Below are 25,279 nucleotides of genomic sequence, written 5' to 3'. Positions count from 1 at the left end.
CCGTGAGCACCGAAGCGTACGTGTACGACGCGATCCGCACCCCGCGCGGCCGCGGCAAGGCGAACGGCGCCCTGCACGGCACCAAGCCCATCGACCTGGTCGTCGGACTCATCCACGAGATCCGCGCCCGTTTCCCGGACCTGGACCCTGCGGCGGTCGACGACATCGTGCTCGGTGTCGTCGGCCCGGTCGGCGACCAGGGCTCCGACATCGCCCGGATCGCCGCGATCGCCGCGGGCCTGCCGGACACGGTCGCGGGCGTGCAGGAGAACCGCTTCTGTGCCTCGGGCCTGGAGGCCGTCAACATGGCCGCCGCCAAGGTGCGTTCGGGCTGGGAGGACCTTGTCCTCGCGGGCGGTGTCGAGTCGATGTCCCGGGTGCCGATGGCCTCCGACGGCGGCGCCTGGTTCAACGACCCGATGACCAACCTCGCCGTCAACTTCGTCCCCCAGGGCATCGGCGCCGACCTGATCGCCACCATCGAGGGATTCTCACGGCGTGACGTCGACGAGTACGCCGCGCTGAGCCAGGAGCGCGCCGCGACGGCCTGGAAGGAGGGCCGCTTCGACCGCTCCGTCGTCCCCGTGAAGGACCGCGCGGGCCTGACCGTCCTCGACCACGACGAGCACCTGCGACCCGGCACCACCGCCGAGTCCCTCGGCAAGCTCAAGCCGTCCTTCGCGGACATCGGCGACCTGGGCGGCTTCGACGCCGTGGCCCTGCAGAAATACCACTGGGTCGAGAAGATCGACCACGTCCACCACGCGGGCAACTCCTCCGGCATCGTGGACGGCGCCTCGCTGGTCGCGATCGGCTCCAAGGAGGTGGGGGAGCGCTACGGCCTCACCCCGCGCGCGCGGATCGTCTCCGCGGCCGTCTCCGGCTCCGAGCCCACCATCATGCTCACCGGCCCCGCGCCCGCCACCCGTAAGGCGCTCGCCAGGGCCGGGCTGACCATCGACGACATCGACCTGGTCGAGATCAACGAGGCCTTCGCGGCGGTCGTCCTGCGCTTCGTCAGGGACATGGGCCTCTCGCTGGACAAGGTCAACGTCAACGGCGGCGCGATCGCGCTCGGCCACCCGCTCGGCGCGACCGGCGCCATGATCCTGGGCAGCCTGATCGACGAACTGGAACGCCAGGACAAGCGGTACGGACTCGCGACGCTCTGTGTCGGCGGCGGCATGGGCATCGCCACCGTCGTCGAGCGCATCTGACCCCCTCCCACGGACACGACGGATCACACGGAGCACTTCCACATGAGCACTCAGTCCACGACCATCCGCTGGGAACAGGACCGCACCGGCGTCGTCACCCTCGTCCTCGACGACCCCGACCAGTCCGCGAACACCATGAACCAGGCGTTCCGCGACTCCCTCGCGGTGATCACCGACCGCCTCGAGGCCGAGAAGGACACCATCCGCGGTGTCATCATCACCTCCGCCAAGAAGACCTTCTTCGCCGGCGGCGACCTGCGCGACCTGATCCGGGTCACCCCGGAGACCGCGCAGGACCTCTTCGACGGCGGTCTCGCCATCAAGCGCAACCTGCGCCGCATCGAGACCCTCGGCAAGCCGGTCGTCGCCGCGATCAACGGAGCGGCCCTGGGCGGCGGTTACGAGATCGCCCTGGCCTGCCACCACCGCATCGCCCTCGACGCGCCCGGCTCCAAGATCGGCTGTCCCGAGGTCACCCTCGGCCTGCTCCCCGGAGGCGGCGGAGTCGTCCGTACGGTCCGTATGCTCGGTATCGCCGACGCCCTCCTGAAGGTCCTGCTCCAGGGCACCCAGTACGCCCCGCAGCGCGCCCTCCAGAACGGCCTGGTCGACGACGTGGCCACCACCCAGGACGAACTCCTCGCCAAGGCCCGCGCGTTCATCGAGGCCAACCCCGAGTCCCAGCAGCCCTGGGACAAGCCGGGCTACCGCATCCCCGGCGGCACGCCCGCCAACCCGAAGTTCGCGGCGAACCTGCCCGCCTTCCCGGCGAGTCTGCGCAAGCAGACCAACGGCGCGCCCTACCCGGCCCCCCGCAACATCCTCGCGGCCGCGGTGGAAGGCGCCCAGGTCGACTTCGAGACCGCGCAGGTCATCGAGGCGCGCTACTTCGTCGAGCTGGCCGCCGGCCAGACCTCGAAGAACATGATCCAGGCGTTCTTCTTCGACCTCCAGGCGGTGAACTCCGGCGCGAACCGCCCCAAGGGCGTGGCCCCCCGGCAGGTCCGCAAGGTGGCCGTGCTCGGCGCCGGGATGATGGGCGCGGGCATCGCGTACTCGTGCGCCCGCGCGGGCATCGACGTGGTGCTGAAGGACGTGTCCCCGCAGGCGGCGGCCAAGGGCAAGACCTACTCGGAGAAGCTCTGCGCGAAGGCGGTCTCCAGGGGCCGTACGACACAGGAGAAGGCGGACGCGCTCCTGGCCCGCATCACACCTACGGCGGACCCGCAGGACCTGGCCGGCTGCGACGCGGTCATCGAGGCGGTCTTCGAGGACACGGCGCTCAAGCACAAGGTCTTCCAGGAGATCCAGCACATCGTCGAGCCGGACGCGCTGCTCTGCTCCAACACCTCGACCCTGCCGATCACCGCGCTGGCCGAGGGCGTGGAGCGCCAGAGCGACTTCATCGGCCTGCACTTCTTCTCCCCGGTCGACAAGATGCCGCTGGTCGAGATCATCAAGGGGGAGAGGACGGGCGAGGAGGCGCTGGCCCGCGCCTTCGACCTGGTCCGCCAGATCAAGAAGACGCCGATCGTCGTCAACGACTCCCGCGGCTTCTTCACCTCCCGGGTGATCGGCCACTTCCTCAACGAGGGCGTGGCGATGGTCGGCGAGGGCATCGAGCCCGCGTCGATCGAACAGGCCGCGGCACAGGCGGGCTACCCGGCGAAGGTCCTCTCCCTGATGGACGAACTGACGCTGACGCTCCCGCGCAAGATCCGCAAGGAGACGAAGCAGGCAGTGGAGGAGTCGGGCGGCACCTGGACCCCCCACCCCGCCGAGGCGGTCATCGACCGCATGGTCGACGAGTTCGGCCGCACCGGCCGCAGCGGGGGCGGCGGCTTCTACGACTACGGCGACGACGGCAGGCGCACGGCCCTCTGGCCGGGCCTGCGGGAACACTTCACGCGCGCGGGTTCGGAGATCCCCTTCAGGGACATGCAGGAACGCATGCTCTTCTCCGAGGCTCTGGACACGGTCAGGCTCCTGGAGGAGGGCGTCCTGACCTCGGTGGCCGACGCCAACATCGGCTCCATCTTCGGCATCGGCTTCCCCGGCTGGACGGGCGGCGTCCTCCAGTACATCAACGGCTACGAGGGCGGCCTGCCGGGCTTCGTCGCCCGCGCCCGCGAACTCGCCGCCCGCTACGGGGACCGCTTCACGCCCGCGGCACTGCTGGTGGAGAAGGCGGAGAAGGGGGAGCGGTTCGGGGACGAGTGAGGCGGCCGAGGTGAACGCCGGGCGGCTGGCTGCGGCTCGCCCGGCGTTCGAGGACGACGCCCCTTCGGGCGGACGGCGTCCGGGGCGGAGCCGGGGCCTGGAGCACAGCACCAGGGGCGGGGTGGTCGAAGGGGCGGCAGCCCCTGGGGGCGGGGTGGCCGAAGCGGCGGCAGCCCCTGGGGCCGGGACGGGTGCGGGCGGCGGGGGCGGAACCTGTTCCGGCTGGGATGGGTGGGGGCGGCGGGGCCGGAACCTGTTCCGGCCGGGACAGGTAGGGGCGGCGGCGGAACCGCGTCCGGCCGGGACGCGTAAGGCCGATGGGGGCGAAGCCCGTTCCGGCCGGGACAGGTAGGGCCGACGGGGGCGAAGCCCTTCGCGGCCGAGCCGCACCACCGAGCGACGCGCCCTCTTGCCCCCACCCCACCACTCCCCGACGCTGATGCGCGTACCCCACAACGGTCCCCGCCCTCCGGAGGAGCCCCCATGGGTCACCGCCCCGCCCTCGCCGTCCTGGACATCCTCCGAGACGAGGGGGTGGACCGCGTCTTCGGCAACCCGGGCACCACAGAGCTCCCCTTCCTGGCCGCCCTCGCAGCCTCGGAAGACGCCCCCGAGTACGTCCTCGGCGTCCACGAGGGCTCGGTCGTGGCCATGGCCGACGGCTACGCGAGGGCCACCCGCCGCCCCGCCTTCGTCAGCCTCCACATCGCGGCCGGCCTCGCCAACGGCCTCATCGGACTCCTCAACGCCCGCCGCTCCCGCACCCCCTTGGTCGTCACAGCGGGTCAGCAGGACCGCCGCCACCTCCAGCAGGACCCCATGCTCTCCGGCGACCTGATCGGCATCGCGACCCCCGCCGTGAAGGCGACGTACGACATCCAGCACGCCAGGGACCTCCCCCTGGCCCTCCGCCGAGCCTTCGCCCTCGCCCGACGCCCGCCCGCGGGACCGGTGTTCCTCTCCCTCCCCACGGACCTCCTCCAGGAGGACACGGAACTGGAGATCCCACCCCGCACCCCCACACCCCCGCTCGGCCCGGCCCCCGGCATCGACCGAGCCGCCGCACTCCTGGCATCGGCCACCCGCCCGGCGATCGTCGCCGGCGACGCAGTGGCCCGCGAGGACGCCCTGGGCGCACTCGTCCGCACAGCCGAGGCCTGCGGAGCCACGGTCCACCACCAGCCGATGGCCGACGCCCTCGACTTCCCGACCACACACCCCCTGTACGCGGGCATGCTGCCACCCCGCCACGACGCGGTCCGCGCGGCCCTCGCCCCCCACGACACCGTCCTGATCGTCGGCGCCCACGCCTTCACCCCCCACCACTACACCCCGGGCCCCGCCCTGCCCCCCGGCCTCACCGTCCTCCAACTCGACTCCGACCCCGACGAGATCGGCCGCAACTTCCCCGCCGACACCGGCCTCGTCGGCGCCCTCGCCCCCTCCCTGCACCGCCTCGCGGACCTGCTCCGCGACCGCGTACCCGAACACACCGCGAAGGCCCGCATCCTCCGGGCGGCCGAACAGCACGCCGCCGAACGGGAGCGGGCCGACTCCGCCGCCCGCGCCGCCTACTCCCCGGCGCCGCTGGCTCCTCCGGCCGCCGCCCACGCCGTGGCGAGCGGGCTCCCGCCGAACGCCGTCGTCGTGGAGGAGGCCATCACCGTCGGCCTGCTGCTCCGCCGCCACGTACGACTGGAAAGCCCCGGCAGCTACACCCACACGGTGGGCGGCGGCCTCGGCTGGGGCATCGGCGCCGCCGTGGGCCGGTCCCTCGCCGAACCGGACCGCCCCGTCGTCGCCGTCCTGGGCGACGGCTCCACCCTGTTCGGCCTCCAGGGGCTGTGGAGTGCGGCCCGCCAGAACACCCCCGTCCTGTTCGTGGTGATGAACAACGGTGCCTACCGCACCGTCCAGGACACGTACGAGGCGATGGGCGCGCAAGGCATCTGCCCCGGCACCGAACTGGGCCCGCTCGACTTCACGCAGGCCGCTCGCTTCTTCGGCGTCGACGCGATCCGTGCGGACAGCGCCGACCACGTGAGGGACCTGGTGGCCGGGGCGAGCGACCTCACCGGACCGCTGCTGGTCGACGTACCCGTCCGGGTGTAGCGGGCGCCGTACGCCGTCCTCCACGCGTCAGGAGTCTTGGCCCACGTCTGACGCCCACCCTCGCAGCTCCTCCTTCAGGGACCGCTGAAAGGTCGTCAACAGAGCCTGCACGACGAGGGGTTCCATGTGCGCGGACAGCGACTTCACGTCCTGCGCGTCGCGTTGGGCCACCTCGCCCCGGAACAGCTGCGACAACTCGTGCGCGGCGGCCCGGGAGTGCTCGATGAGCACCTTCCGCGAGGCGAGGATCGCCTCCTGCGACAGCGGGACGTCGAGGAGGCCGACGCCGAGCCTGAGCAGGCCCAGGTCGACGCGGTAGCCGTCGCCGTCCCGCCGTACGACGTCCATCGCGGCGAGCCGCTCCAGGTCGTCGTCGCTCAGCGGCCGCCCCGCCCGCCGCCCCAGTTCCTCGGGCGTCACCCGCTCCACGACGTCCGGCGCCCAGGAGGCCACGACCGCCCGGTGGATCGCGAGGTCGCGGGCGCTCAGATCGGCCGGCAGCTGCTGTACGTACCGCTCGATCGCGGCCAGCGTCATCCCCTGGTGCTGGAGCTCCTCGATCAGCGCGAGACGCGCGAGGTGCTCGCGGCCGTACTGACCGACCCGGCGCGGACCGATCACCGGCGGCGGCAGCAGCCCTCGCGTGCCGTAGAAACGGACCGTGCGGACCGTGACCCCCGCCCGCGCGGCCAGCTCGTCGACGGTGAGGGTCGGTGCCTCGGCATCGGGGGAGGGGTCGGTCGTCATGTGCAGCAGTATCGCTGTCTCACCACTGCTGTGACACCCGATCGGCGGACCCTTTCCGATCATGTGAACCGCCCTCCGCTGTGACGACCGCCACCGCGTGAGGGGTCGTTTCAAGGGCAGACGACCCGTCGGCCTGTGCCTGTCACCAGGAGGTACGGGCCGACGCACGTCCGGAAACCCGAGCGGGACCCGCCGGGGCGCACCAGAGAGTGGATCCACCGTGAGCAAGGACGCCGTGCACTCGGCACAGGCCGCCTCCCGCACCGACGTGGCCCAGGTGCCCGCCGACGCGGGCGACGCCGGCTACAGCAAGGACCTCAAGGCCCGCCACGTCAACATGATCGCCATCGGCGGCGCGATCGGCACCGGCCTCTTCCTGGGCGCCGGAGGACGCCTCCACACCGCGGGCCCGGCGCTGGCGGCGGCCTACCTGGTCTGCGGCGTCTTCGCGTTCTTCGTCGTCCGTGCGCTGGGCGAGCTGGTCCTGTACCGCCCCTCCTCGGGCTCCTTCGTGTCGTACGCGCGCGAGTTCCTCGGCGAGAAGGGCGCGTACGTCGCCGGCTGGATGTATTTCCTGAACTGGTCGACGACCGGCATCGCCGACATCACCGCGATCGCGCTCTACACGCACTACTGGAGCCTGTTCACCGACATCCCGCAGTGGACGCTGGCCCTGATCGCGCTCGCCGTGGTCCTCGCCGTCAACCTGATCTCGGTGAAGATCTTCGGCGAGATGGAGTTCTGGTTCGCGATCATCAAGGTCGCCACGCTCGTCGGCTTCATGCTGATCGGCATCTTCCTGCTGGCCACCCAGCACGACGTGGGCGGTCGGACGCCCGGTGTGTCGGTGATCTCGGACAACGGCGGCGTCTTCCCGCACGGCCTGATGCCCGTCGTCCTCGTCATGCAGGGCGTGATCTTCGCGTACGCCGCGCTGGAGCTGGTCGGTGTCGCGGCCGGGGAGACGGCGGAGCCGGAGAAGGTCGTCCCGCGCGCGGTGAACTCGATCATGTGGCGGGTGGGCCTGTTCTACGTCGGCTCGGTCGTCCTCCTGGCCCTCCTCCTGCCGGGCTCGGTCTACTCGGCCGACGAGAGCCCCTTCGTCACGGTCCTGTCTAAGATCGGGATCCCGGCGGCCGGTGACGTGATGAACCTGGTCGTCCTGACGGCGGCGATGTCCTCGCTGAACTCGGGTCTGTATTCCACGGGCCGCATCCTGCGCTCGATGGCGACGGCGGGCTCGGCCCCGAAGTTCACGGCCCGGATGAACCGCAGCCAGGTCCCCTACGGCGGCATCCTTCTCACCTGCGCGGTCTGCGTGCTCGGCGTCGGCCTGAACTACCTCATGCCGAGCCAGGCCTTCGAGATCGTGCTGAACGTCGCCTCCCTCGGCGTCATCAGCACCTGGGTGATCATCATGGTCTGCCACCTGGTCTTCGTCCGCCGGGCACGCTCGGGCCTGGTCGCCCGCCCCTCCTTCCGGCTCCCGTTCAGCCCGGTCACCGAGATCACCACGATCGCCTTCCTCCTGGCCTGCCTGGGCATGATGTGGAACGACCCCGAGGTCGGCCGCAGGACGCTGCTGCTCATCCCGGTGATCGCGGCACTCCTGGTGGGCGGCTGGTTCGGCATCCGCCGCAGGGTCGAACGCACGACAGACCGCGAGCTGACCGACCTCACGGACTGACGCTTCGTCCTCGCGGCGCCGGAGGAGCCGGAGGAGGACATGTCGACCTGCGGCGGGGGAAGCGCCCGAAGGGGCGCGGGGAACTGCGCGACCAGCCGCAGACGGCCTGAAGCCGCCGACGCGCCAGGGGGCTACGGCGAGTCGAACCCGGCCCGCTCCACAGAGCGTTGGAGAGGCAGCTGCATGATCAACTCGGGCCTCCGCACCTGTACCGAGACCGGGTCCGAGGACAGGACCGCCCTCAAGCCCTACCCGGCGTGCACGTCGTTCGTCGCCGCGATCTTCTTCCACGACTTCGGCCGCACCGGCGCGACGGACGCCTTCGCGATCGACGCCCCCCGCGCCGCAGGCGCCCCCGGCTTCGACGGCTGGAACAGCCACGTGTCGAACAGCGCGGCCAGCGGCTGCCCCGACACCTCCTCGGCGTACTTCTGGAAGTCGGCGACGGAAGCGTTGCCGTAGGCGTGCTTCTGCGGCCAGCCCTTCAGCACCGCGAAGAACGCCTCGTCGCCGATCTCGTTCCGCAACGCCTGCAGGGCCAGCGCGCCCCGGTCGTACACGGCGATGTCGAACTGGTTCTGCGGCCCGGGGTCACCCGGCTTCACCGTCCAGAACGCGTCGTCCGCCGGGTGCGAGGCGTACACGTAGTCGGCGAGTTCCTGCGCGGTTCCCTCGTCCTCGTGCTCGGACCACAGCCACTGCGCGTACCGCGCGAAGCCCTCGTTGATCCAGATGTCCTTCCACCCGTGCACGGACACCAGGTCGCCGTACCACTGGTGGGCCAACTCGTGCACCACCACCGAGGTGTTGGAGCCGTTGGCGAACTGGCGCGGGCTGTAGAAGGGCCGCGTCTGAGTCTCCAGCGCGTACCCGGTGTTCGTGTTCGGCACATAGCCGCCGAGCGCGTCGTAGGGATACGGCCCGAAGTAGGAACTCAGCCAGTCGGCGATCTCCCCGGTCCGCTCGACGCTGGCCCGCGCGGCGCCGTAGTTGGCACCGAGGTCCTTGCTGTAGGCGTTGACGACCGGAATCCCGCTGTCGGTCGTCCCGGTCGTGATGTCGAAGCGACCGACGGCCAGGGTCGCCAGATAGGTGGCCTGCGGCTTGTCGGAGCGCCAGTTCCAGCGGGTCCAGCCGAGGCGTGAACTCGTCGACTGGAGCGTGCCGTTGGAGATGGCCTGACTGCCGTCCGGCACGAGGACCGACACGTCGTAGGTGGCCTTGTCGAGCGGGTGGTCGTTGCTCGGGAACCACCACCAGGCCGCTTCGGGCTCGTTCGCCCCGACCCCGCCGTCCGGAGTGCGGTGCCAGCTCGTGAAGCCGTACGCCTGCTTCGACGAGGGCACCCCGCTGTAACGGACCACCACCGTGACGGAAGTGCCCTTCGCCAGCGGTGACTTCGGTGTGATCTCCAGTTCGTGCTCGCCGGAGGTCGCGAAGGACGCCTTGGCGCCGTTGACCCGCACCTCGCTCACATCGAGCAGAAAGTCCAGATCGAAGCGCGACAGATCCTGCGTGGTGCGCGCCAGGAGGGTGGCCGTGCCCTCCAGTTCGTCCGTGGCCGGCTGGTACTTCAGCCGCAGGTCGTAGTGGGTGACGTCGTATCCGCCGTTGCCGTAGTCCGGGTAGTAGGGGTCGCCGATGCCCGGAGCGCCGGGGGAGAAGCTCGCCGCCGACGCCGGGATCGCCAGCATCAGGGAGGCCGCCGCGAAAGCGCCCGGTGCGATGAGTCTGCGGTGCACGAAAGCTCCAAGTCGTGGGGGGACGAAGTCTGTTCGCAGCCTATTCACCACCTGTGAGCCGGATGTGTCCACGGTCACCCCTGTCACACGATCGCCATTCGGCCGTCATGGACTCAAGGGGCCCTCTTTTGCACGGGAGTTGACCGCAGTACCGTCCGCGCATGTCGATACGCACGCGCTTCACGACCTGGAGACCGCTCGCGACCGCCGCCGCGGCCACCGCCGCCCTGCTGGCGACCTTCCTCGCGCCCGCGACCGCGCAGGCCCGGACCCACCCGAGCCCGCGGGAGAGCCAACCGATCTACTCGTACCAGAACGCCGTTCGCGAGGCCGTCTGGGTGGACACCCGGCTCGACGGCGACGGTGACGGAAAGACCGACCGCGTCGCCGTCGACATCGTCCGGCCCCGTGAACCGGCCCAGAGGAACCGCAAGGTCCCGGTCATCATGGACGCCAGCCCCTACTACTCCTGCTGCGGACGCGGCAACGAGAGCCAGCTGAAGACGTACGACGCCCAGGGCGATGTCGTCCAGATGCCGCTGTTCTACGACAACTACTTCGTGCCCCGCGGCTACGCCTTCGTCGGCGTCGACCTCGCCGGCACCAACCGCTCCGACGGTTGTGTGGACGTCGGCGGCCGCTCCGACATCCAGTCCGCGAAAGCGGTGGTCGACTGGCTGAACGGCCGGGCAACGGCCTATACGAGCCGCACGGGAACCGAGAAGACCCGGGCCACCTGGACCAACGGCAGAACCGGCATGATCGGCAAGAGCTGGGACGGCACCATCGCCAACGGCGTCGCCGCCACCGGCGTCAAGGGCCTGAAGACCATCGTCCCGATCAGCGCCATCTCCACCTGGTACGACTACTACTTCTCCAAGGGTGCCCCGCTCTACGGCTCCGGCCCCGACTGGCTCTCCGACTACGTGGACAGCCCCGACGCCCGCGCCAAGTGCGCGGCCGTCCAGCAGAAGCTCGTCGACCAGGCGCCCCGCACCGGCGACCGGACCTCGCTGTGGACCGAGCGCGACTACGTGAAGGACGCGAAGAAGGTCAAGGCCAGCGTGTTCCTCGTGCACGGCATGCAGGACCTCAACGTCCGTCTCCAGCACGTCGGTCCGTGGTGGGACGCCCTCGCGAAGAACGGCGTCGAGCGCAAGATCTGGCTCTCCCAGACCGGCCACGTCGACCCCTTCGACTTCCGGCGCGCGGAGTGGGTCGACACCCTGCACCGCTGGTTCGACCATGAACTCCTCGGCTACGACAACGGCATCGACCGTGAGCCCATGGCCGACATCGAACGCCACCCCGACCAGTGGGTCACCTCGAAGTCCTGGCCCCCGCGGGGCACTTCGGCGGCCACTCTGCGCCCGGCGAAGGGTTCCCAGCCGGGAGTGGGCACCCTCGGCCTCACCAAGGCCAAGGGCACCGAGACCTTCACCGACGACCCGGCGCTCAGCGAGACCGACTGGGCTGCCCGGATCGACACATCCACCCCCGACAAGGCGGGCTTCACCACCGGCACCCTCACCAAGGACCTCCGCGTGTCCGGCTCCTCCAAGGTCACCGTGACGGCGAGCCCGACCACCTCCACGGCCCACCTCTCCGCCGTGCTCGTGGACCTCGGTCCCGACACCATCCGCGACTACGCGGCCTCCGGTGAAGGCATCACGACTCTCGCCGACCGCACCTGCTGGGGCGCCAACGCCACCGGTGACAGCGCCTGCTTCAAGGCGACCCGGGCGAAGACGACCGCGGTCGACTACACGGTGATCAGCCGCGGTTGGGCGGACCTCGGGAACTACGCCTCGGACCGCAAGGGCGTCCCGCTCACCCCGGGCAAGGCCTACACCATCACCCTCGATCTCGGCGCCACGGACCACGTCGTCCCGGCGGGCCACCGCCTCGCCCTGATCGTCGCGGGCACCGACAAGGACCTCATCGACCCGCCGTCCACCAAGCCCACCCTGACGATCGACCTGGCCCGCACCTCGGCCCGCCTCCCGCTGGTCGGCGGCGCGTCCGCCTTCGCGCAGGCGACGAAGGGCGCCGGGACGGCCGTACCGCATCGGGCGGCGGCTCTCGACGGCGTTCAGGCACCGCGGGCCGCGCACCGCGTCCCGGAGGGCGGCCCGCTGCGCCGGCCCCTGTGTGCGGAACCGCTCGGGGAACCCGACACCGGCTGCTGAATCGGTTGAGATCTGCGGCACCTGTGGTAGGTCCTGGGGAACTGTGTGAAAACCGGAGTACCCACCGCTCCAGGGGAAGGTGCCGCAGATGACTGAAGACCTGAAGAAGAGAGGCAGCCGGGAAGGCCCCGCGGGCATTCTCGGCCACGAGACCGACCGGGTGGTGTTCGGTGTCACCGCCGTCATCACCCTGGCCTTCGTGATCTGGGGCTGGGCGGCGACGGACTCCCTGGAAGACGTCTCCACCACCATGCTGGGCGGGCTGATCCACAACGGCGGCTGGGCCTTCATGCTGGCCGCCTCGTGCTTCGTGGTGTTCGCCCTCTGGCTCGCGATGAGCCGCTACGGCCGCATCCACCTGGGTGCCGAGGGCGAGGAACCCGAGTTCAAGACGGTGTCCTGGGTCGCGATGATGTTCAGCGCCGGCATGGGCATCGGCCTGATGTTCTACGGCGTCAGCGAGCCCCTCTCGCACTACACGACCCCGCCTCCGGGCACGAATCCCGCCAACTCCGGTGAACGCATGGAGACGGCGATGGCCACGACCCTCTTCCACTGGACGTTGCATCCCTGGGCGATCTACGCGGTGGTCGGGCTCGGCATCGCCTACAGCACCTTCCGCAAGCGCCGGCGCCAGACCATCAGCGCCGTGTTCACCCCGCTCATCGGGGAGAAGCACGCCAACGGCGCCGTCGGCCGGGTGATCGACATCCTCGCGATCATCGCCACCGTCTTCGGCTCCGCGGCCTCCCTGGGCCTCGGCGCCCTCCAGATCGGCTCGGGTTTCCAGGAGCTGAACTGGATGGACGACGTCAGCACCGGTCTGCTCGTCAGTATCATCGCCGTGCTGACCCTGGCCTTCGTGCTCTCGGCCGTCTCCGGCATCGAGCGGGGCATCCAGTGGCTGTCCAACACCAACATGGTGCTCGCCCTGATCCTCGCGGTCTTCGTCTTCGTCGCGGGTCCCACGATCATCGTGCTCGACCTGCTGCCCACCTCGGTCTTCTCCTACCTCGGCGACCTGCCCCAACTCGCCGGCCGGACCGAGGCGAGCGGCGGCAAGGGCGTCGCGGACTGGCTCGGCAGCTGGACCGTCTTCTACTGGGCCTGGTGGATCTCCTGGACGCCCTTCGTCGGCATGTTCATCGCCCGCATCAGCCGCGGCCGCACCATCCGCCAGTTCGTCGGCGGCGTCATCCTCGTGCCCAGCTCGGTCAGCCTCGTCTGGTTCGCGATCTTCGGCGGTACGGCCATGAAGCTGAAGGAGGGCGGCGCGCTGGCCGGCGAGAACACTCCCGAGGGCCAACTCTTCGGTGTCCTCCAGGAGTTCCCCGCCGCCACCGTGACCAGCCTGCTCGTGATGATCCTGGTCGGCATCTTCTTCGTCTCGGGTGCGGACGCCGCGTCCATCGTGATGGGCACGCTCTCCCAGCGGGGCGCCCTCGAACCCGGCCGTTTCGTCGTCGTGTTCTGGGGTGTCGTCACCGGAGCGGTCGCCGCCATCATGCTGCTCGTCGGCAGCGGCCAGGGCGACGCGCTCACCGGCCTGCAGAACCTCACGATCCTGGCCGCCGCACCCTTCGTGCTCGTGATGATCGGCATGTGCGTGGCCCTCATGCGCGACCTGCGCCGGGACCCGCTGATCGTGCGGGGCGAGATGGGCTCCGAGGCCGTCGAACTCGCCGTGATCGAAGGCCACCGGAAGTACGACGGCGACTTCGGGATCCAGATCGGCCCGGGCCCCGGCACCGAGACGGAGGGCGACCCGCTGGGCCACGACCACAGCTGAGCACGGCGCGAGCCGGAAGGAGGAGGTCACCCCCTCTCCGACCGGTCCTCCTTCGACCATGCGTACGCCGCTGACGTCGGGCCGCACCGCCAACTCCTCGTGCCCTCCGAGGTACTTGTCGAGCGAGCGCGCCGCCCGACGCAAGCGGAATGTCCCACACCGTGCTCAGACCGCCCAAAAGGCGGGAATACTCACACCATGTCTGCCGCCTACGCGACCTTCGGCCTGGCACCGGCGATGCGTGCCGGTGGAGTCCTCGCCAACGGTGACTTCCAGATACACCGGGACTTCGTGGACTTCATCGTCGACGGCCGCCCGCTCCTCTTCCAGCTCTCCGACCTCGACGCCGTCTCCCCTCTCGCCTCCGACGTCCCACCCGCGATCTTCACCGCCCAGGTCCGCAGCCTCCTGGGCGAGACGGACGCCCCGCTTCCGAACGGCCGTCACGTCATCTACGGCTGCCCCGAGTGCGAGGACCTCGGCTGCGGCGCCGTCACCGCCGTCATCGAGCGGGACGGCGACGACTTCATCTGGCGCGACTTCGCCTGGCAGACCGAGGAGGCCGTAAACCTCCAGCTCAACGGCTACCACGGCATAGGGCCGTTCCGCTTTCAGGGTGCCGAGTACCGCACGGCGCTGGACTCCCTGCTCCGGGGCACCGGCGGCTCGGAGGGCCCCCGCCGCCGCGTCCTGCTCATCGGCGCCCGCGTCGCCGTCCTCGCCAAACTCGCCGCCGCCCTGCGCGCCATCGGCATCGGGGCCGACATCACCCGCGAGGTGGGCGACGTGCACGCCGACGAACTGCGCGGCTACGGCGCCGTCGCCTTCGGCCGCGCGGTCACCGAGGAGGAACGTGCCGCCGTACGCCGCTCCTTCGCCCGCGCGGGCGTCGACGTGGCCTACGTCGACGGTCTCGCCCCGATCATCCCGCTGCTCGTGGCCCAGATAGAGCACGCCCTGGACCGCAGCCCGGTCGAGCGGCGCCGTCTGACCCGTCTGGTGGCCGCCGACGGAGAGGCGGGCGTCGAGGTCACCTCGCCGTGCCGGGTGCGCCTGACGGCCTACCGCCTCGACCGGCTGTACCGCACCCGCACCCAGGAGGTCTTCGACGGCGTCCTGGAAGCGGGCCTGCACCGCATCGCCCTGGACGCCAAGGCAGTGCGGGGCGAATCGTTCGTGGTGGCGCGAACCTCGGGAAGTGTCCTGGTGGAGGCGATGGCCCGCTGAGAGAACGGAGCGCCGGACACCTGCCACGGCCATTAGGATCGACGGTCTGATGACTGCCACCCTCGTCGCCAAGAACCTCGCCGCCGGCCACGGCGACCGTTCCCTGTTCAGCGGGCTCGACCTCGTCGTCGCGCCCGGAGATGTGATCGGCCTGGTCGGGGCCAACGGCGCGGGCAAGTCCACGCTGCTCAGGATGCTCGCGGGCCTGGTCACGCCGGAGGAGGGGGAGCTCAGGCTCTCCCCGCCGACGGCGTCCGTGGGGCACCTCCCGCAGGAACCCGAGCGGCGCCCGGGCGAGACCGTACGGGAGTTCCTCGCCCGCCGTACCGGAGTGGCCGAGGCCCAGCGGGTGATGGACGAGGCGACCCAGGCCCTGGTCGACGAGGCCCCCGGCGCCGACGACGCGTACGCCACCAGCCTGGAGCGCTGGCTGGACCTCGGCGGCGCCGACCTCGACGAACGGGCCGAGGAGGTCGCCGACTCACTGGGCCTGGCGGTCGACCTGGACCAGCCGATGACCTCCCTGTCCGGCGGCCAGGCGGCCCGCGCCGGCCTCGCCTCCCTCCTGCTCTCCCGCTACGACGTCTTCCTCCTCGACGAGCCGACCAACGACCTCGACCTGGACGGCCTGGAGCGCCTGGAGCGGTTCGTGAAGGGCCTGCGCGCCGGCACGGTGGTGGTCAGCCACGACCGCGAGTTCCTCACCCGCACCGTCACCAAGGTCCTCGAACTCGACCTTGCCCAGCAGCAGATCACCCTCTACGGCGGCGGCTACGAGGCATACCTGGAGGAGCGCGAGGTCGCCCGCCGGCACGCCCGGGACGACTACGAGGAGTACGCCGACAAGCGGTCCGCGCTCCAGGACCGGGCGCAGATGCAGCGCTCGTGGATGGACAAGGGCGTGAAGAACGCCCGCCGCAAGGCGAGCAACGACAACGACAAGATCGGCCGCAAGTTCCGCAGCGAGGCCAGCGAGAAGCAGGCCGCCAAGGCCCGCCAGACCCAGCGCATGATCGAACGCCTCGACGTCGTCGACGAGCCGCGCAAGGAGTGGGAACTGCGTATGGAGATCGCCTCGGCCCCCCGCTCGGGTGCGGTCGTCGCGACACTGCGGGACGCCGAGGTCCGCCAGGGTGACTTCGTCCTGGGCCCGGTCTCCCTCCAGATCGACTGGGCGGACCGGGTCGCGGTCACGGGCGCGAACGGCGCAGGCAAGTCCACCCTGCTCGGCGCCCTCCTGGGCCGGGTGCCGCTGACCTCCGGCCAGTCCTCCCTGGGCTCCGGTGTCCTGATCGGCGAGGTCGACCAGGCCCGCGAGCTGTTCCACGGCCAGGAGGCCCTGCTGGACGCCTTCTGCGCGGCGGTCCCCGACACGGAACCGGCGGAGGTCCGCACCCTCCTGGCCAAGTTCGGCCTGAAGGCCGACCACGTCACCCGCTCGGCGGCGACGCTGTCACCGGGGGAGCGGACGAGGGCGGCCCTGGCGCTGCTCCAGGGCAGGGGCGTCAACCTCCTGGTCCTGGACGAACCGACGAACCACCTGGACCTCCCGGCGATCGAGCAGCTGGAATCAGCGCTGGACGCCTACGAGGGCACCCTGCTCCTGGTCACCCACGACCGCAGAATGCTGGACGCGGTGAGGGTGAACCGCCGACTGGAGCTCTCATCGGGCAAGGTGACTGAAGCGCCCTGAAGGGGCGCGGGGCTGTATCGATGTGCGGCTCCGCCGCGTGGGCGCGACCAGCCACAACAGCCCCGCAGCCCCTACGGCCGCTAGCGCCCCTTCTTCTTGGAGTCGAGCAGCCCGGCCTTCCGCAGAGCATCGGCCATCGCACTGTTGCCCGGAGCAGGCGCCTGCTGCTGACGCGGTTGCTGCCGCTGCCGCTGCTGAGGAGGCCGCCCACCCCGCTGCTGTCGCCGCTCCCCACCGGAGGTCTCCGCCTCGTCATCCAGCCGCAGCGTCAGCGAGATCCGCTTGCGCGGAATGTCGACGTCCAGCACCTTCACCTTGACGATGTCGCCGGGCTTGACCACATCCCGCGGATCCTTGACGAACGTCTTCGACAGCGCGGAGACATGCGCCAGACCGTCCTGGTGGACGCCGATGTCGATGAACGCCCCGAACGCCGCCACGTTGGTCACGACCCCCTCCAGCACCATCCCGGAGGACAGGTCGGAGATCTTCTCGACGCCCTCCTTGAAGGTCGCCGTCTTGAAGGCGGGCCGAGGGTCGCGCCCCGGCTTCTCCAGCTCCTTGAGGATGTCGGTGACCGTGGGCAGACCGAAGGTCTCGTCCACGAAGTCCTGCGGCCTCAGCGACCGCAGCACCCCGGTGTTGCCGATGAGGGAGGCGACCTCCTGCCCCGCGGTCTTCACCATCCGCCGCACCACCGGATACGCCTCCGGGTGGACGCTGGAGGAGTCCAGCGGGTCGTCGCCGCCACGGATCCGCAGGAAGCCCGCGCACTGCTCGTACGCCTTGGGGCCCAGCCGGGCCACCTTCTTCAGCTCGGTGCGGGACTTGAACGGGCCGTTCGCGTCGCGGTGCGACACGATGTTCTCCGCCAGCCCGGAGGTGATTCCGGAGACCCGGGCGAGCAGCGGAGCGGACGCGGTGTTGACGTCGACCCCCACGCCGTTCACACAGTCCTCCACGACCGCGTCCAGGGAGCGCGACAGCTTCACCTCGGACAGGTCGTGCTGGTACTGGCCGACGCCGATCGACTTCGGGTCGATCTTCACCAGCTCGGCCAGCGGGTCCTGGAGGCGGCGCGCGATGGAGACGGCGCCGCGCAGCGACACGTCCATGTCCGGCAGCTCCTGCGAGGCGAACGCGGAGGCCGAGTACACGGAGGCGCCCGCCTCGGACACCATCACCTTGGTGAGCTTCAGCTCCGGGTGTTTGGTGATCAGTTCACCGGCGAGTTTGTCGGTCTCCCGGGACGCCGTGCCGTTGCCGATCGCGATCAGCTCGACCGCGTGCTCCTTGGCGAGGCGGGCCAGCTTGGCGATCGCCTCGTCCCACCGGTTGGCCGGGACGTGCGGGTGGATGACGTCGGTGGCGACGACCTTGCCGGTCGCGTCGATCACGGCGACCTTCACACCCGTGCGGAACCCGGGGTCCAGGCCCAGCGTCGCGCGCGTGCCGGCCGGGGCGGCGAGCAGCAGGTCGCGGAGGTTGGCCGCGAACACATTGACCGCCTCGTCCTCGGCGGCCGTCCGCAGCCGCAGCCTGAGGTCGATGCCGAGGTGCACGAGGATGCGGGTCCGCCAGGCCCAGCGGACGGTGTCCGTCAGCCACTTGTCGCCCGGGCGGCCGCGGTCGGCGATCCCGAACCTGTGGGCCACCATCCCCTCGTAGGACGAGGGTCCCTCCGTGGCCTCCTCGGGTTCCAGGACGAGGTCGAGGACCTCCTCCTTCTCGCCGCGCAGCATCGCCAGGATCCGGTGCGAGGGCAGGTTCGTGAAGGGCTCGGCGAAGTCGAAGTAGTCGGCGAACTTGGCGCCCGTCTCCTCCTTGCCCTCCCGCACCTTGGCGGCCAGCCGTCCGCGCGCCCACATGCGCTCGCGGAGCTCGCCGATCAGGTCCGCGTCCTCCGAGAAACGCTCGGTGAGGATCGACCGGGCGCCGTCCAGCGCGGCCTGTGCGTCGGGTACGCCCTTGTCGGCGTCGACGAACGCGGCGGCCGCGGCGAGCGGAGCGACACCCGGGTCCCCGAGCAGGCCCTCGGCGAGCGGCTCGAGACCGGCCTCGCGAGCGATCTGTGCCTTGGTGCGGCGCTTCGGCTTGAACGGCAGGTAGATGTCCTCCAGGCGCGCCTTGGTCTCCGCGCCCCGGATCCGCGCCTCGAGCTCCTCGGTGAGTTTGCCCTGCTCACGCACCGAGTCGAGGATCGCCGCCCGCCGCTCCTCCAGCTCCCGCAGATACCGCAACCGCTCCTCGAGCGTGCGCAGCTGCGCGTCGTCGAGCATCTCGGTCGCTTCCTTGCGGTAGCGGGCGATGAAGGGAACCGTGGAACCGCCGTCGAGCAGCTCCACGGCAGCCTTCACCTGCCGCTCCCGTACGCCGAGTTCCTCGGCGATCCTGCCTTCGATCGACCCTGCGCTGCTGGACCCGCTGGACCCGGGTGTCGTCACGATCCCGTACCGCCTTCTCACTGAGGTTGCGCGGCAATTGTGGCAGGCGGCACCGACAGTCGGGGATCAGGGCGCGGTCATCCGGCCGTTCTCATCAGGCCCTGCGGCTCCTGGTGGAGCTGGACGCACCGCCGAAGAGCCGGGCAACGGCCCGGAAGGGCAGGGTCACCACGGTGGCGATGGCGCCACCGATCTGGCGCAGGACGTCTGCGATCGCGCGGAACATGTGAATCCCCTTTCCTCTCCCGGCCAGGTCGACCGGGAGAGGAACGGGTACCTCCGAGACGGCCGGGCAATCTTCGCGGCCCGGAAAGATCAGCGCTTGCCGATCAGGTCCGCGGGATAGGCCCCCGCGGCCGCGGCCGCCCGCGCGAACCCCACCGCGAGCTCCGTCAGCCGTCGTACGCCCTCGGAGCCGAGGTGCTCGTACGGGGCCCGGTCCAGCCGGTCCGTCTGCGCCTCGATCTCCTCCCGCAGGGCGGTACCCCGCTCGGTCAGCTCACCGTCGGCGTCCAGCAGTCCGCGCCCGCGCAGCCGTCCGACGGCGGCGTCCCACTCCTCCCGCGACCATCCGCGCGTGGTGAACACCCAGGACGGTGTCATGCCCCGGCCCGTCGCGGTGTGGGTCACCAGAGCCTCCAGACCGTCCAGCTCCGCGGACATCAGGGCGGCGAGATGACCGTCGCCCCGGTGCTCGCGCAGCAGCGTCGCGGCGTGCCAGAACGCCAGGTGGGGCTCCTCGGGCACCGGCAGGTCGGCGTGCGCGGAGTACAGCGGGCGGGCGGCACGCGAACAGCCCTCCGCGGCCCGCAGCGCGAGCCGCGCGGCCTCGGCCATCCCGTCCGACGTCACGGCCTCGTCGCCGAGCAGGCGGCGCAGGGTCGCGTCGACGGCACGCACGCGTGCCGCCAGAACCTGCTCGGGCGTGGCGGTCCGCCACACGGCGGGCACGTGCTCGGCCACCAGCTCGTGCTTGTAGTTGTAGAACGCGGCCGTCACCGCCCCCGGGCCGACCGGGCCCAGTGCGGCGGCCCGCACCGCGAAGTTGACGGCCCGCGGGTGCGTGACGCCGATCGCGGCCAGCTCCCTGCCCAGGTCGGGGGAGAAGTAGTGCGCGGCGTGCAGGGAGTTGAGGGGGTTGTGACAGCGGCGGCCGACGCGCGGTTCCAGGGCGGCAGTAGTCATGGCCAGCAGGTTACCGACCGCTTGGTATCCCCTCGACGGGGAGGTTACCCATGGCAGGAAAGGTGGGGAACTCGTCATTGCCGCCATCGCGCCCCGGCCCAAGAATCGAGGACATGGCGCAGCGAACCGTTCTCTTCGTCCTCTTCGACGGCGTGCAGAGCCTCGACGTCACCGGACCGCTGGAGGTCTTCGCCGGGGCCGAACAACACACTCCGGGCACCTACCGCATCCGCACGGCCTCGCTGGACGGCGCTGCCGTACGCACCTCCAGCGGCCTGACCGTCGTACCGGACGAAGCCCTCGCGCGGGCCGACGCCCCGCACACCCTCCTGGTGCCCGGTGGCCAGGGCACCCGCCGCCCCGATGCCCGCCTCACCGACTGGCTGCGCGAGCACGGACCCCGGGCCGACCGCCTGGTCTCGGTGTGCACCGGCGCCATCCGGCTCGCCGAGGCAGGGCTCCTGGACGGCCGCCGGGTCACCACGCACTGGGCGTACTGCGACAAGCTCGCCCGCGACCACCCGGCCGTCGAGGTGGACCCCGATCCGATCTATGTGCGCGACGGACCGGTGTCGACCTCCGCCGGCGTCACCTCGGGCATCGACCTCGCGCTCACCCTGGTCGAGGAGGACCTGGGCCGGGACACGGCCCTCGCCATCGCCCGCCACCTGGTCGTCTTCCTGCGTCGCCCCGGCAACCAGGCCCAGTTCAGCGCCCAGCTCGCCGCCCAGACCGCCCGGCGAGAGCCGCTGCGCGAGGTCCAGCTGTGGATCACGGAGCACCCCGCCGACGACCTGAGCGTCGACAGCCTCGCCTCCCGGGCCCGCCTCTCGCCCCGCCACTTCGCCCGTGCCTTCCAGGCCGAGACCGGCATGACACCGGGCCGGTACGTGGACCGGGTCCGGCTGGAGCACGCCCGCCGTCTCCTGGAGGACACCTCCGACGGCATCGAGGAGATCTCCCGCGCCAGCGGCTACGGCACCCCCGAGGGAATGCGCCGCGCCTTCGTCAGGGCCCTCGGCACGGCCCCCTCCGAGTACCGCCGCCGCTTCCACCCCACCCCGGCACACTGAAGGGACTCCCTGTGCAGATCGCCATCGTCCTCTACGACCGCTTCACCGCCCTGGACGCCGTAGGACCGTACGAGACCCTCGGCCGCCTCCCCGACGCGGAGACCGTGTTCGTCGCCGAGCGGACAGGCCCGGTGCGCACCGACACCGGGATGCTCGCCCTCACCGCCGACAGGACGTTCGCCGAGGTGCCGCACCCCGACATCGTGATCGTGCCGGGCGGTCCCGGGCAGACCCCGCAGATGGAGAACCCGGTGCTGCTCGACTGGCTGCGCTCGGCCGACGCCACCAGCACCTGGACGACATCCGTGTGCACCGGTTCCCTGCTGCTGGCCGCCGCCGGGCTCCTCGAAGGCCGCCGGGCGACCTCCCACTGGCTGGCTCTGGACTTCCTGGAGCGGTTCGGCGTAGCGCCCACGGGGCAGCGGGTCGTGTTCGACGGCAAGTACGTCACCGCCGCGGGCGTCTCCTCCGGGATCGACATGGGGCTGGCCCTGCTCGGCAGGATCGCGGGCGACGAACACGCCCAGGCCGTGCAGCTGGGGATCGAGTACGACCCGCGACCGCCCTACGACGCCGGCTCGCCCGAGAAGGCGCCCGCGCAGCTCGTCGACAGGCTCCGCTCCGGCAGCCGCTTCATCCTGACGTAGTCCAGGTGAAGCGCGGTGTCCTGCGCTCCAGGAACGCGGCGACCCCCTCCGCGGTGTCGCCGCTGCCGCGCGCCTGCCCGGTCCAGTAAGCGTGCCGGTCCGTGCGGCCGTTCGCGAACTCCTTCGCCGCGGCCTGCGTGAGCTGCGAGCGGGACGTCAGGATCCGGGTGAACTCCCCGACCCGCTTGTCGAGTTCGCCCTCCGGCAGCACCTCGTCGATCAGACCCGTGCGCAGTGCCCGCTGTGCGTCGATCAACTCGCCTGAGAACAGCAGGTACTTGGCGGCGGCCGGCCCGACCAGCGACACCAACCGCCGGGTGGAGGAGGCCGGATACACGATCCCGAGCTTCGCCGGTGTCACCCCGAACAGCGCGCCCTCCTCGGCGAACCGGAGATCACACGCCGCCGCGAGCTGCGACCCGCCCCCCACACAGTGCCCCCGGATCGCCGCCAGCGTCGGCTTCGGAAACGCGGCGAGGGCCTCCTCGGCCCGCACCGCGAGCCCCTGGGCCTCCTCGGGCGACCGGCGCAGCGTGGAGATGTCGGCGCCCGCGCAGAACGTCCCGCCCTCCCCGGTCAGCACGAGCGCCCGTACGTCCGGATCGGCGGCCAGCGTGTCCAGCAGCGGCGGCAGCGCCTGCCACATCGCGGCCGTCATGGCGTTGCGCTTGGCCGGATGGTGGATGACGACGGTGGCGACCGAGTCGACGACGGTGTGCAGCAGCAGCGGCTCCGAGAGCTCCATGCGTCGGATGCTAGCCGTACGCCTCGACCGTACTGTGCGCAAGATCCCCGGTACGGTCACCGAACAGCAGGAGCCCGCCACCAGATCAACACCATCCGAATGATTCCGCACGGAATCGGTCAGGGGCATTCGATATGCGCTGACTTCTGTTCAGGTATCCGGAGTGGACCGACGCGCTGCCAACACTCGACATGTGGTGACAATCGAGCGCAAGGGTGGCGACCGAAGAATGGACGACCATGGGCGCGGGTCCGGCCCTCGCCCGGCGGACAGCGGAGAGGATCCTCTCGGACCAGACCCTCTCGGACCAGACCCCCTCGACATGGACCCCCTCGACCCCGGCACACCGGACCCCCTGCCGTACGAGGGTGTGTGGCGGTTCACCGCCCCCGCTGTCGACGCGTCGGTCCCGCAGGCGCGGCACGCGGTACGGGACCTGCTGTACCGCCAGGGAGTGCCCGTCTCGGACGATCTCGTCCAGGGCCTCCTGCTGATCGTGTCCGAGCTGGTGACGAACGCCGTACGGCACGCCGCCCTGCTCTCGCCGATGCTCGCCGTGGAGGTGGCCGTGGGCGCGGAGTGGGTGCGGGTGTCCGTGGAGGACAACCACCCCTACCGGCCGACCGCCCTGGAGACCGACCACAGCGGCGAGGGCGGCCGGGGACTGCTCCTGGTCCGCGAGATCACCCGGGAGGCGGGCGGGGTCTGCGACGTCGAGCACACCTCCAGCGGCGGCAAGGTGATCTGGGCCGCCCTGCCCCTCAAGGCCGTGCGCGCGTCCTGACGGCCCGAGAAGCCCCTCACCAGCCGGCGGACGGGCCCGTCAGCTCCCTGACCGCGGGACGGGCCGCGTCCAGCACCGTCATGAACCATGCGGAGAAGGTGTCCTTCGCGTGCCGCTCCGCCAGCTCGGCCGGGGTCACGAAGGCGGTCGCGCCGACCTCCTCCGGGTCCGGGCCGAGCGGGGACTGCACCATGCCGACGAACAGGTGGTTGTACTCCTGCTCGACCAGGCCCGAGTCCGGGTCCGGGTGGTTGTAGCGAACCGTGCCCGCCTCGGCGAGCAGCGACGGGGAGACGCCCAGCTCCTCGTACGTCCGCCGGGCGGCCGCAGCGAAGGGCGCCTCGCCCGGGTAGGGATGGCCGCAGCAGGTGTTGGACCACACACCGGGGGAGTGGTACTTGCCCAGCGCCCGCTGCTGGAGGAGCAGCCGGCCCCGCTCGTCGAAGAGGAACACCGAGAAGGCACGGTGCAGCTGTCCCGGCGGCTGGTGGGCGGCGAGCTTCTCCGCGGTGCCGATCGTCACACCGTGCTCGTCGACCAGTTCCAGCAGGATCGCGTTCGCGGCGCCGTTCGACGGAGTGTGCGTCGTGGTGGCAGGTGTGGTCGGCATACCCATCCTTCACATCGGTCTTCGCGCCCCAAGTGTGCCGCACCGGTCCGGCACTCCCGGCAGTTGATCGTGCCCGGCGCGGCGGGCGGGGAACCGCTCGGAGCGGGCCTGTGGGGTGGAGGACGCAAAGGTGCGCCGGATCGCTGCATTCCGTCAGAACGGGCGTTTCATGCACCGTACACGTGTGTCAGTGGAGCAGAAGATCAGTGGCACAGGTGCGCCTCGTGCTCCGCGTGCCCGCCCGGCTCCAGCTGGAAGGTGCAGTGCTCCACGTCGAAGTGGTCGCCGAGGCAGTTCTGGAGTTCGTGCAGCATCTTCTCGTGGCCGATCGCGCTCAGCACCTCGGAACTCACCACCACGTGCGCGGACAGCACCGGCATGCCCGAGGTGATCGTCCAGGCGTGCAGGTCGTGGACGTCCTCCACGCCGTCCAGGGCCAGAATGTGGTTCCGCACCTCCGTCATGTCGACGTCCTTGGGCGCCGACTCCAGCAGGACGTCCAGCGTCTCGCGCAGCAGCTTGAAGGTGCGCGGCACGATCATCACGCCGATGACGAGCGAGGCGATCGGGTCGGCGGCCTGCCAGCCCGTGGTCAGGATCACCGCTGCCGAGACGATCACCGCGAACGAGCCCAGCGCGTCCGCCGCGACCTCCAGGAACGCCCCGCGCACGTTGAGGCTCTCCTTCTGGCCGCGCATCAGCAGGGTCAGCGAGATCATGTTCGCGACCAGACCGATCGCGCCGAAGACGATGGTCAGCCCGCCCTCGGTGTCGGCCGGTGTGACGAACCGCTGGATCGCCTCGTACAGGACGTAGCCGCCGACGCCGAGCAGCAGCAGACAGTTCGCGAGGGCGGCGAGGATCTCCGCGCGGGCGTACCCGAAGGTGCGGTTGCCGGTCGGCGGGCGGTTCGCGAAGTGGATCGCGAGGAGGGCCATGCCGAGGCCCAGCGCGTCCGTCGCCATGTGCGCCGCGTCCGCTACCAGGGCCAGGGAGTCCGCGACGACGCCGCCGACGATCTCGACCACCATGACGGTGAGCGTGATCGACAACGCCACCCGCAGCGTGCCGACGTACGCCGCGGTCGCCGTACCGCCGGCGTGCGCGTGCGCGTGCCCGTGATCGTGCCCTGCCCCCATCGAAGCCGCCTCCTACGCGTTGGCCCGGA

Annotated in this window: 19 protein-coding genes; 11 read left to right on the top strand and 8 right to left on the bottom strand. The window is 70.9% G+C overall.

Annotated features, from left to right (window positions below; translation table 11 throughout):
- Positions 1–2: 2 nt before the first annotated feature.
- The 3 genes from ABZT93_RS09580 to ABZT93_RS09570 all read left to right on the top strand — a co-directional run bounded on the left by ABZT93_RS09580 (position 3) and on the right by ABZT93_RS09570 (position 5,549).
- Complete coding sequence (locus tag ABZT93_RS09580; protein ID WP_356101311.1) at positions 3–1,217, top strand: acetyl-CoA C-acetyltransferase; 1,215 nt, start codon at positions 3–5, stop codon at positions 1,215–1,217.
- 42 nt (positions 1,218–1,259) lie between these two features.
- A complete protein-coding gene (locus tag ABZT93_RS09575; RefSeq protein WP_356101309.1) occupies positions 1,260–3,437 on the top strand; it encodes a 3-hydroxyacyl-CoA dehydrogenase NAD-binding domain-containing protein in 2,178 nt (725 codons plus the stop codon).
- 483 nt (positions 3,438–3,920) lie between these two features.
- Complete coding sequence (locus tag ABZT93_RS09570; RefSeq protein ID WP_356101306.1) at positions 3,921–5,549, top strand: thiamine pyrophosphate-binding protein; 1,629 nt, start codon at positions 3,921–3,923, stop codon at positions 5,547–5,549.
- Between the two features lie 27 nt (positions 5,550–5,576).
- Here ABZT93_RS09570 and ABZT93_RS09565 read toward each other — a convergent pair whose 3' ends face one another.
- Positions 5,577–6,296, bottom strand: a complete 720-nt coding sequence (locus ABZT93_RS09565; protein ID WP_356101302.1) for a MerR family transcriptional regulator — start codon at positions 6,294–6,296, stop codon at positions 5,577–5,579.
- Positions 6,297–6,516: 220 nt separating this feature from the next.
- Here ABZT93_RS09565 and ABZT93_RS09560 point away from each other — a divergent pair, with 220 nt between their 5' ends.
- On the top strand, positions 6,517–7,983 hold the full coding sequence (locus tag ABZT93_RS09560) for an amino acid permease (protein ID WP_356101299.1): 1,467 nt from the start codon (positions 6,517–6,519) through the stop codon (positions 7,981–7,983).
- A gap of 248 nt (positions 7,984–8,231) precedes the next feature.
- Here the strand turns inward: ABZT93_RS09560 and ABZT93_RS09555 are convergent, their stop codons facing one another.
- Entirely contained in the window at positions 8,232–9,725 is a 1,494-nt protein-coding gene (locus ABZT93_RS09555) for a M1 family metallopeptidase (RefSeq protein ID WP_356101297.1), read from the bottom strand.
- Between the two features lie 161 nt (positions 9,726–9,886).
- Between ABZT93_RS09555 and ABZT93_RS09550 the strand changes: the two genes are divergently transcribed.
- The 4 genes from ABZT93_RS09550 to abc-f all read left to right on the top strand — a co-directional run bounded on the left by ABZT93_RS09550 (position 9,887) and on the right by abc-f (position 16,623).
- The gene (locus ABZT93_RS09550; RefSeq protein WP_356101295.1) at positions 9,887–11,914 is read left to right on the top strand and encodes a Xaa-Pro dipeptidyl-peptidase; all 2,028 of its coding nucleotides are present in this window, start codon (positions 9,887–9,889) and stop codon (positions 11,912–11,914) included.
- Positions 11,915–12,002: 88 nt separating this feature from the next.
- Entirely contained in the window at positions 12,003–13,703 is a 1,701-nt protein-coding gene (locus ABZT93_RS09545; RefSeq protein WP_356101293.1) for a BCCT family transporter, read from the top strand.
- A 198-nt stretch (positions 13,704–13,901) separates the two neighbouring features.
- Complete coding sequence (locus tag ABZT93_RS09540) at positions 13,902–14,930, top strand: oxidoreductase (RefSeq protein WP_356101291.1); 1,029 nt, start codon at positions 13,902–13,904, stop codon at positions 14,928–14,930.
- Between the two features lie 49 nt (positions 14,931–14,979).
- A complete protein-coding gene (abc-f, locus tag ABZT93_RS09535; RefSeq protein WP_356101288.1) occupies positions 14,980–16,623 on the top strand; it encodes a ribosomal protection-like ABC-F family protein in 1,644 nt (547 codons plus the stop codon).
- 80 nt (positions 16,624–16,703) lie between these two features.
- Here the strand turns inward: abc-f and ABZT93_RS09530 are convergent, their stop codons facing one another.
- The 3 genes from ABZT93_RS09530 to ABZT93_RS09520 all read right to left on the bottom strand — a co-directional run bounded on the left by ABZT93_RS09530 (position 16,704) and on the right by ABZT93_RS09520 (position 20,252).
- On the bottom strand, positions 16,704–19,067 hold the full coding sequence (locus ABZT93_RS09530; RefSeq protein WP_356101285.1) for a Tex family protein: 2,364 nt from the start codon (positions 19,065–19,067) through the stop codon (positions 16,704–16,706).
- Between the two features lie 94 nt (positions 19,068–19,161).
- A complete protein-coding gene (locus ABZT93_RS09525) occupies positions 19,162–19,293 on the bottom strand; it encodes an LPFR motif small protein (protein WP_256122763.1) in 132 nt (43 codons plus the stop codon).
- An 89-nt stretch (positions 19,294–19,382) separates the two neighbouring features.
- Positions 19,383–20,252: a hypothetical protein gene (locus ABZT93_RS09520; RefSeq protein ID WP_356101282.1), complete on the bottom strand. Its 870-nt coding sequence runs from the start codon at positions 20,250–20,252 to the stop codon at positions 19,383–19,385.
- Between the two features lie 113 nt (positions 20,253–20,365).
- Between ABZT93_RS09520 and ABZT93_RS09515 the strand changes: the two genes are divergently transcribed.
- Both ABZT93_RS09515 and ABZT93_RS09510 read left to right on the top strand, forming a co-directional pair.
- Positions 20,366–21,325: a GlxA family transcriptional regulator gene (locus tag ABZT93_RS09515; RefSeq protein WP_356101279.1), complete on the top strand. Its 960-nt coding sequence runs from the start codon at positions 20,366–20,368 to the stop codon at positions 21,323–21,325.
- An 11-nt stretch (positions 21,326–21,336) separates the two neighbouring features.
- A complete protein-coding gene (locus tag ABZT93_RS09510; protein WP_356101275.1) occupies positions 21,337–21,972 on the top strand; it encodes a DJ-1/PfpI family protein in 636 nt (211 codons plus the stop codon).
- Here the strand turns inward: ABZT93_RS09510 and ABZT93_RS09505 are convergent.
- Entirely contained in the window at positions 21,959–22,717 is a 759-nt protein-coding gene (locus tag ABZT93_RS09505; protein ID WP_356101272.1) for an enoyl-CoA hydratase/isomerase family protein, read from the bottom strand. The two genes, ABZT93_RS09510 and ABZT93_RS09505, sit on opposite strands and share 14 nt — an antisense overlap.
- A gap of 229 nt (positions 22,718–22,946) precedes the next feature.
- Here ABZT93_RS09505 and ABZT93_RS09500 point away from each other — a divergent pair, with 229 nt between their 5' ends.
- Entirely contained in the window at positions 22,947–23,501 is a 555-nt protein-coding gene (locus tag ABZT93_RS09500) for an ATP-binding protein (protein WP_356101482.1), read from the top strand.
- 16 nt (positions 23,502–23,517) lie between these two features.
- On the opposite strand, the gene idi is transcribed toward ABZT93_RS09500, so the two are convergent.
- The gene (gene idi, locus ABZT93_RS09495; RefSeq protein ID WP_356101269.1) at positions 23,518–24,111 is read right to left on the bottom strand and encodes an isopentenyl-diphosphate Delta-isomerase; all 594 of its coding nucleotides are present in this window, start codon (positions 24,109–24,111) and stop codon (positions 23,518–23,520) included.
- Between the two features lie 203 nt (positions 24,112–24,314).
- Entirely contained in the window at positions 24,315–25,250 is a 936-nt protein-coding gene (locus ABZT93_RS09490; protein WP_356101268.1) for a cation diffusion facilitator family transporter, read from the bottom strand.
- Positions 25,251–25,279: the final 29 nt, after the last annotated feature.

Origin of the sequence: Streptomyces sp. NPDC005303 (assembly GCF_040607335.1) — a bacterium.
GTDB lineage: Bacteria > Actinomycetota > Actinomycetes > Streptomycetales > Streptomycetaceae > Streptomyces.
The sequence above is the reverse complement of the archived record's forward strand: the minus strand, read 5'-3'. Positions and strand labels throughout refer to the sequence as shown.

Excerpts from the sequence above, each read along its gene's own strand:
- ABZT93_RS09545 (WP_356101293.1), top strand. The coding sequence starts at position 12,003 with ATGACTGAAGACCTGAAGAAGAGAGGCAGCCGGGAAGGCCCCGCGGGC.
- ABZT93_RS09565 (WP_356101302.1), bottom strand. The coding sequence starts at position 6,296 with ATGACGACCGACCCCTCCCCCGATGCCGAGGCACCGACCCTCACCGTC.
- abc-f (WP_356101288.1), top strand. The coding sequence starts at position 14,980 with ATGACTGCCACCCTCGTCGCCAAGAACCTCGCCGCCGGCCACGGCGAC.
- ABZT93_RS09575 (WP_356101309.1), top strand. The coding sequence starts at position 1,260 with ATGAGCACTCAGTCCACGACCATCCGCTGGGAACAGGACCGCACCGGC.
- ABZT93_RS09505 (WP_356101272.1), bottom strand. The coding sequence starts at position 22,717 with ATGGAGCTCTCGGAGCCGCTGCTGCTGCACACCGTCGTCGACTCGGTC.
- ABZT93_RS09570 (WP_356101306.1), top strand. The coding sequence starts at position 3,921 with ATGGGTCACCGCCCCGCCCTCGCCGTCCTGGACATCCTCCGAGACGAG.
- idi (WP_356101269.1), bottom strand. The coding sequence starts at position 24,111 with ATGCCGACCACACCTGCCACCACGACGCACACTCCGTCGAACGGCGCC.
- ABZT93_RS09490 (WP_356101268.1), bottom strand. The coding sequence starts at position 25,250 with ATGGGGGCAGGGCACGATCACGGGCACGCGCACGCGCACGCCGGCGGT.
- ABZT93_RS09540 (WP_356101291.1), top strand. The coding sequence starts at position 13,902 with ATGTCTGCCGCCTACGCGACCTTCGGCCTGGCACCGGCGATGCGTGCC.
- ABZT93_RS09500 (WP_356101482.1), top strand. The coding sequence starts at position 22,947 with ATGGACGACCATGGGCGCGGGTCCGGCCCTCGCCCGGCGGACAGCGGA.
- ABZT93_RS09520 (WP_356101282.1), bottom strand. The coding sequence starts at position 20,252 with ATGACTACTGCCGCCCTGGAACCGCGCGTCGGCCGCCGCTGTCACAAC.
- ABZT93_RS09525 (WP_256122763.1), bottom strand. The coding sequence starts at position 19,293 with ATGTTCCGCGCGATCGCAGACGTCCTGCGCCAGATCGGTGGCGCCATC.
- ABZT93_RS09550 (WP_356101295.1), top strand. The coding sequence starts at position 9,887 with ATGTCGATACGCACGCGCTTCACGACCTGGAGACCGCTCGCGACCGCC.
- ABZT93_RS09515 (WP_356101279.1), top strand. The coding sequence starts at position 20,366 with ATGGCGCAGCGAACCGTTCTCTTCGTCCTCTTCGACGGCGTGCAGAGC.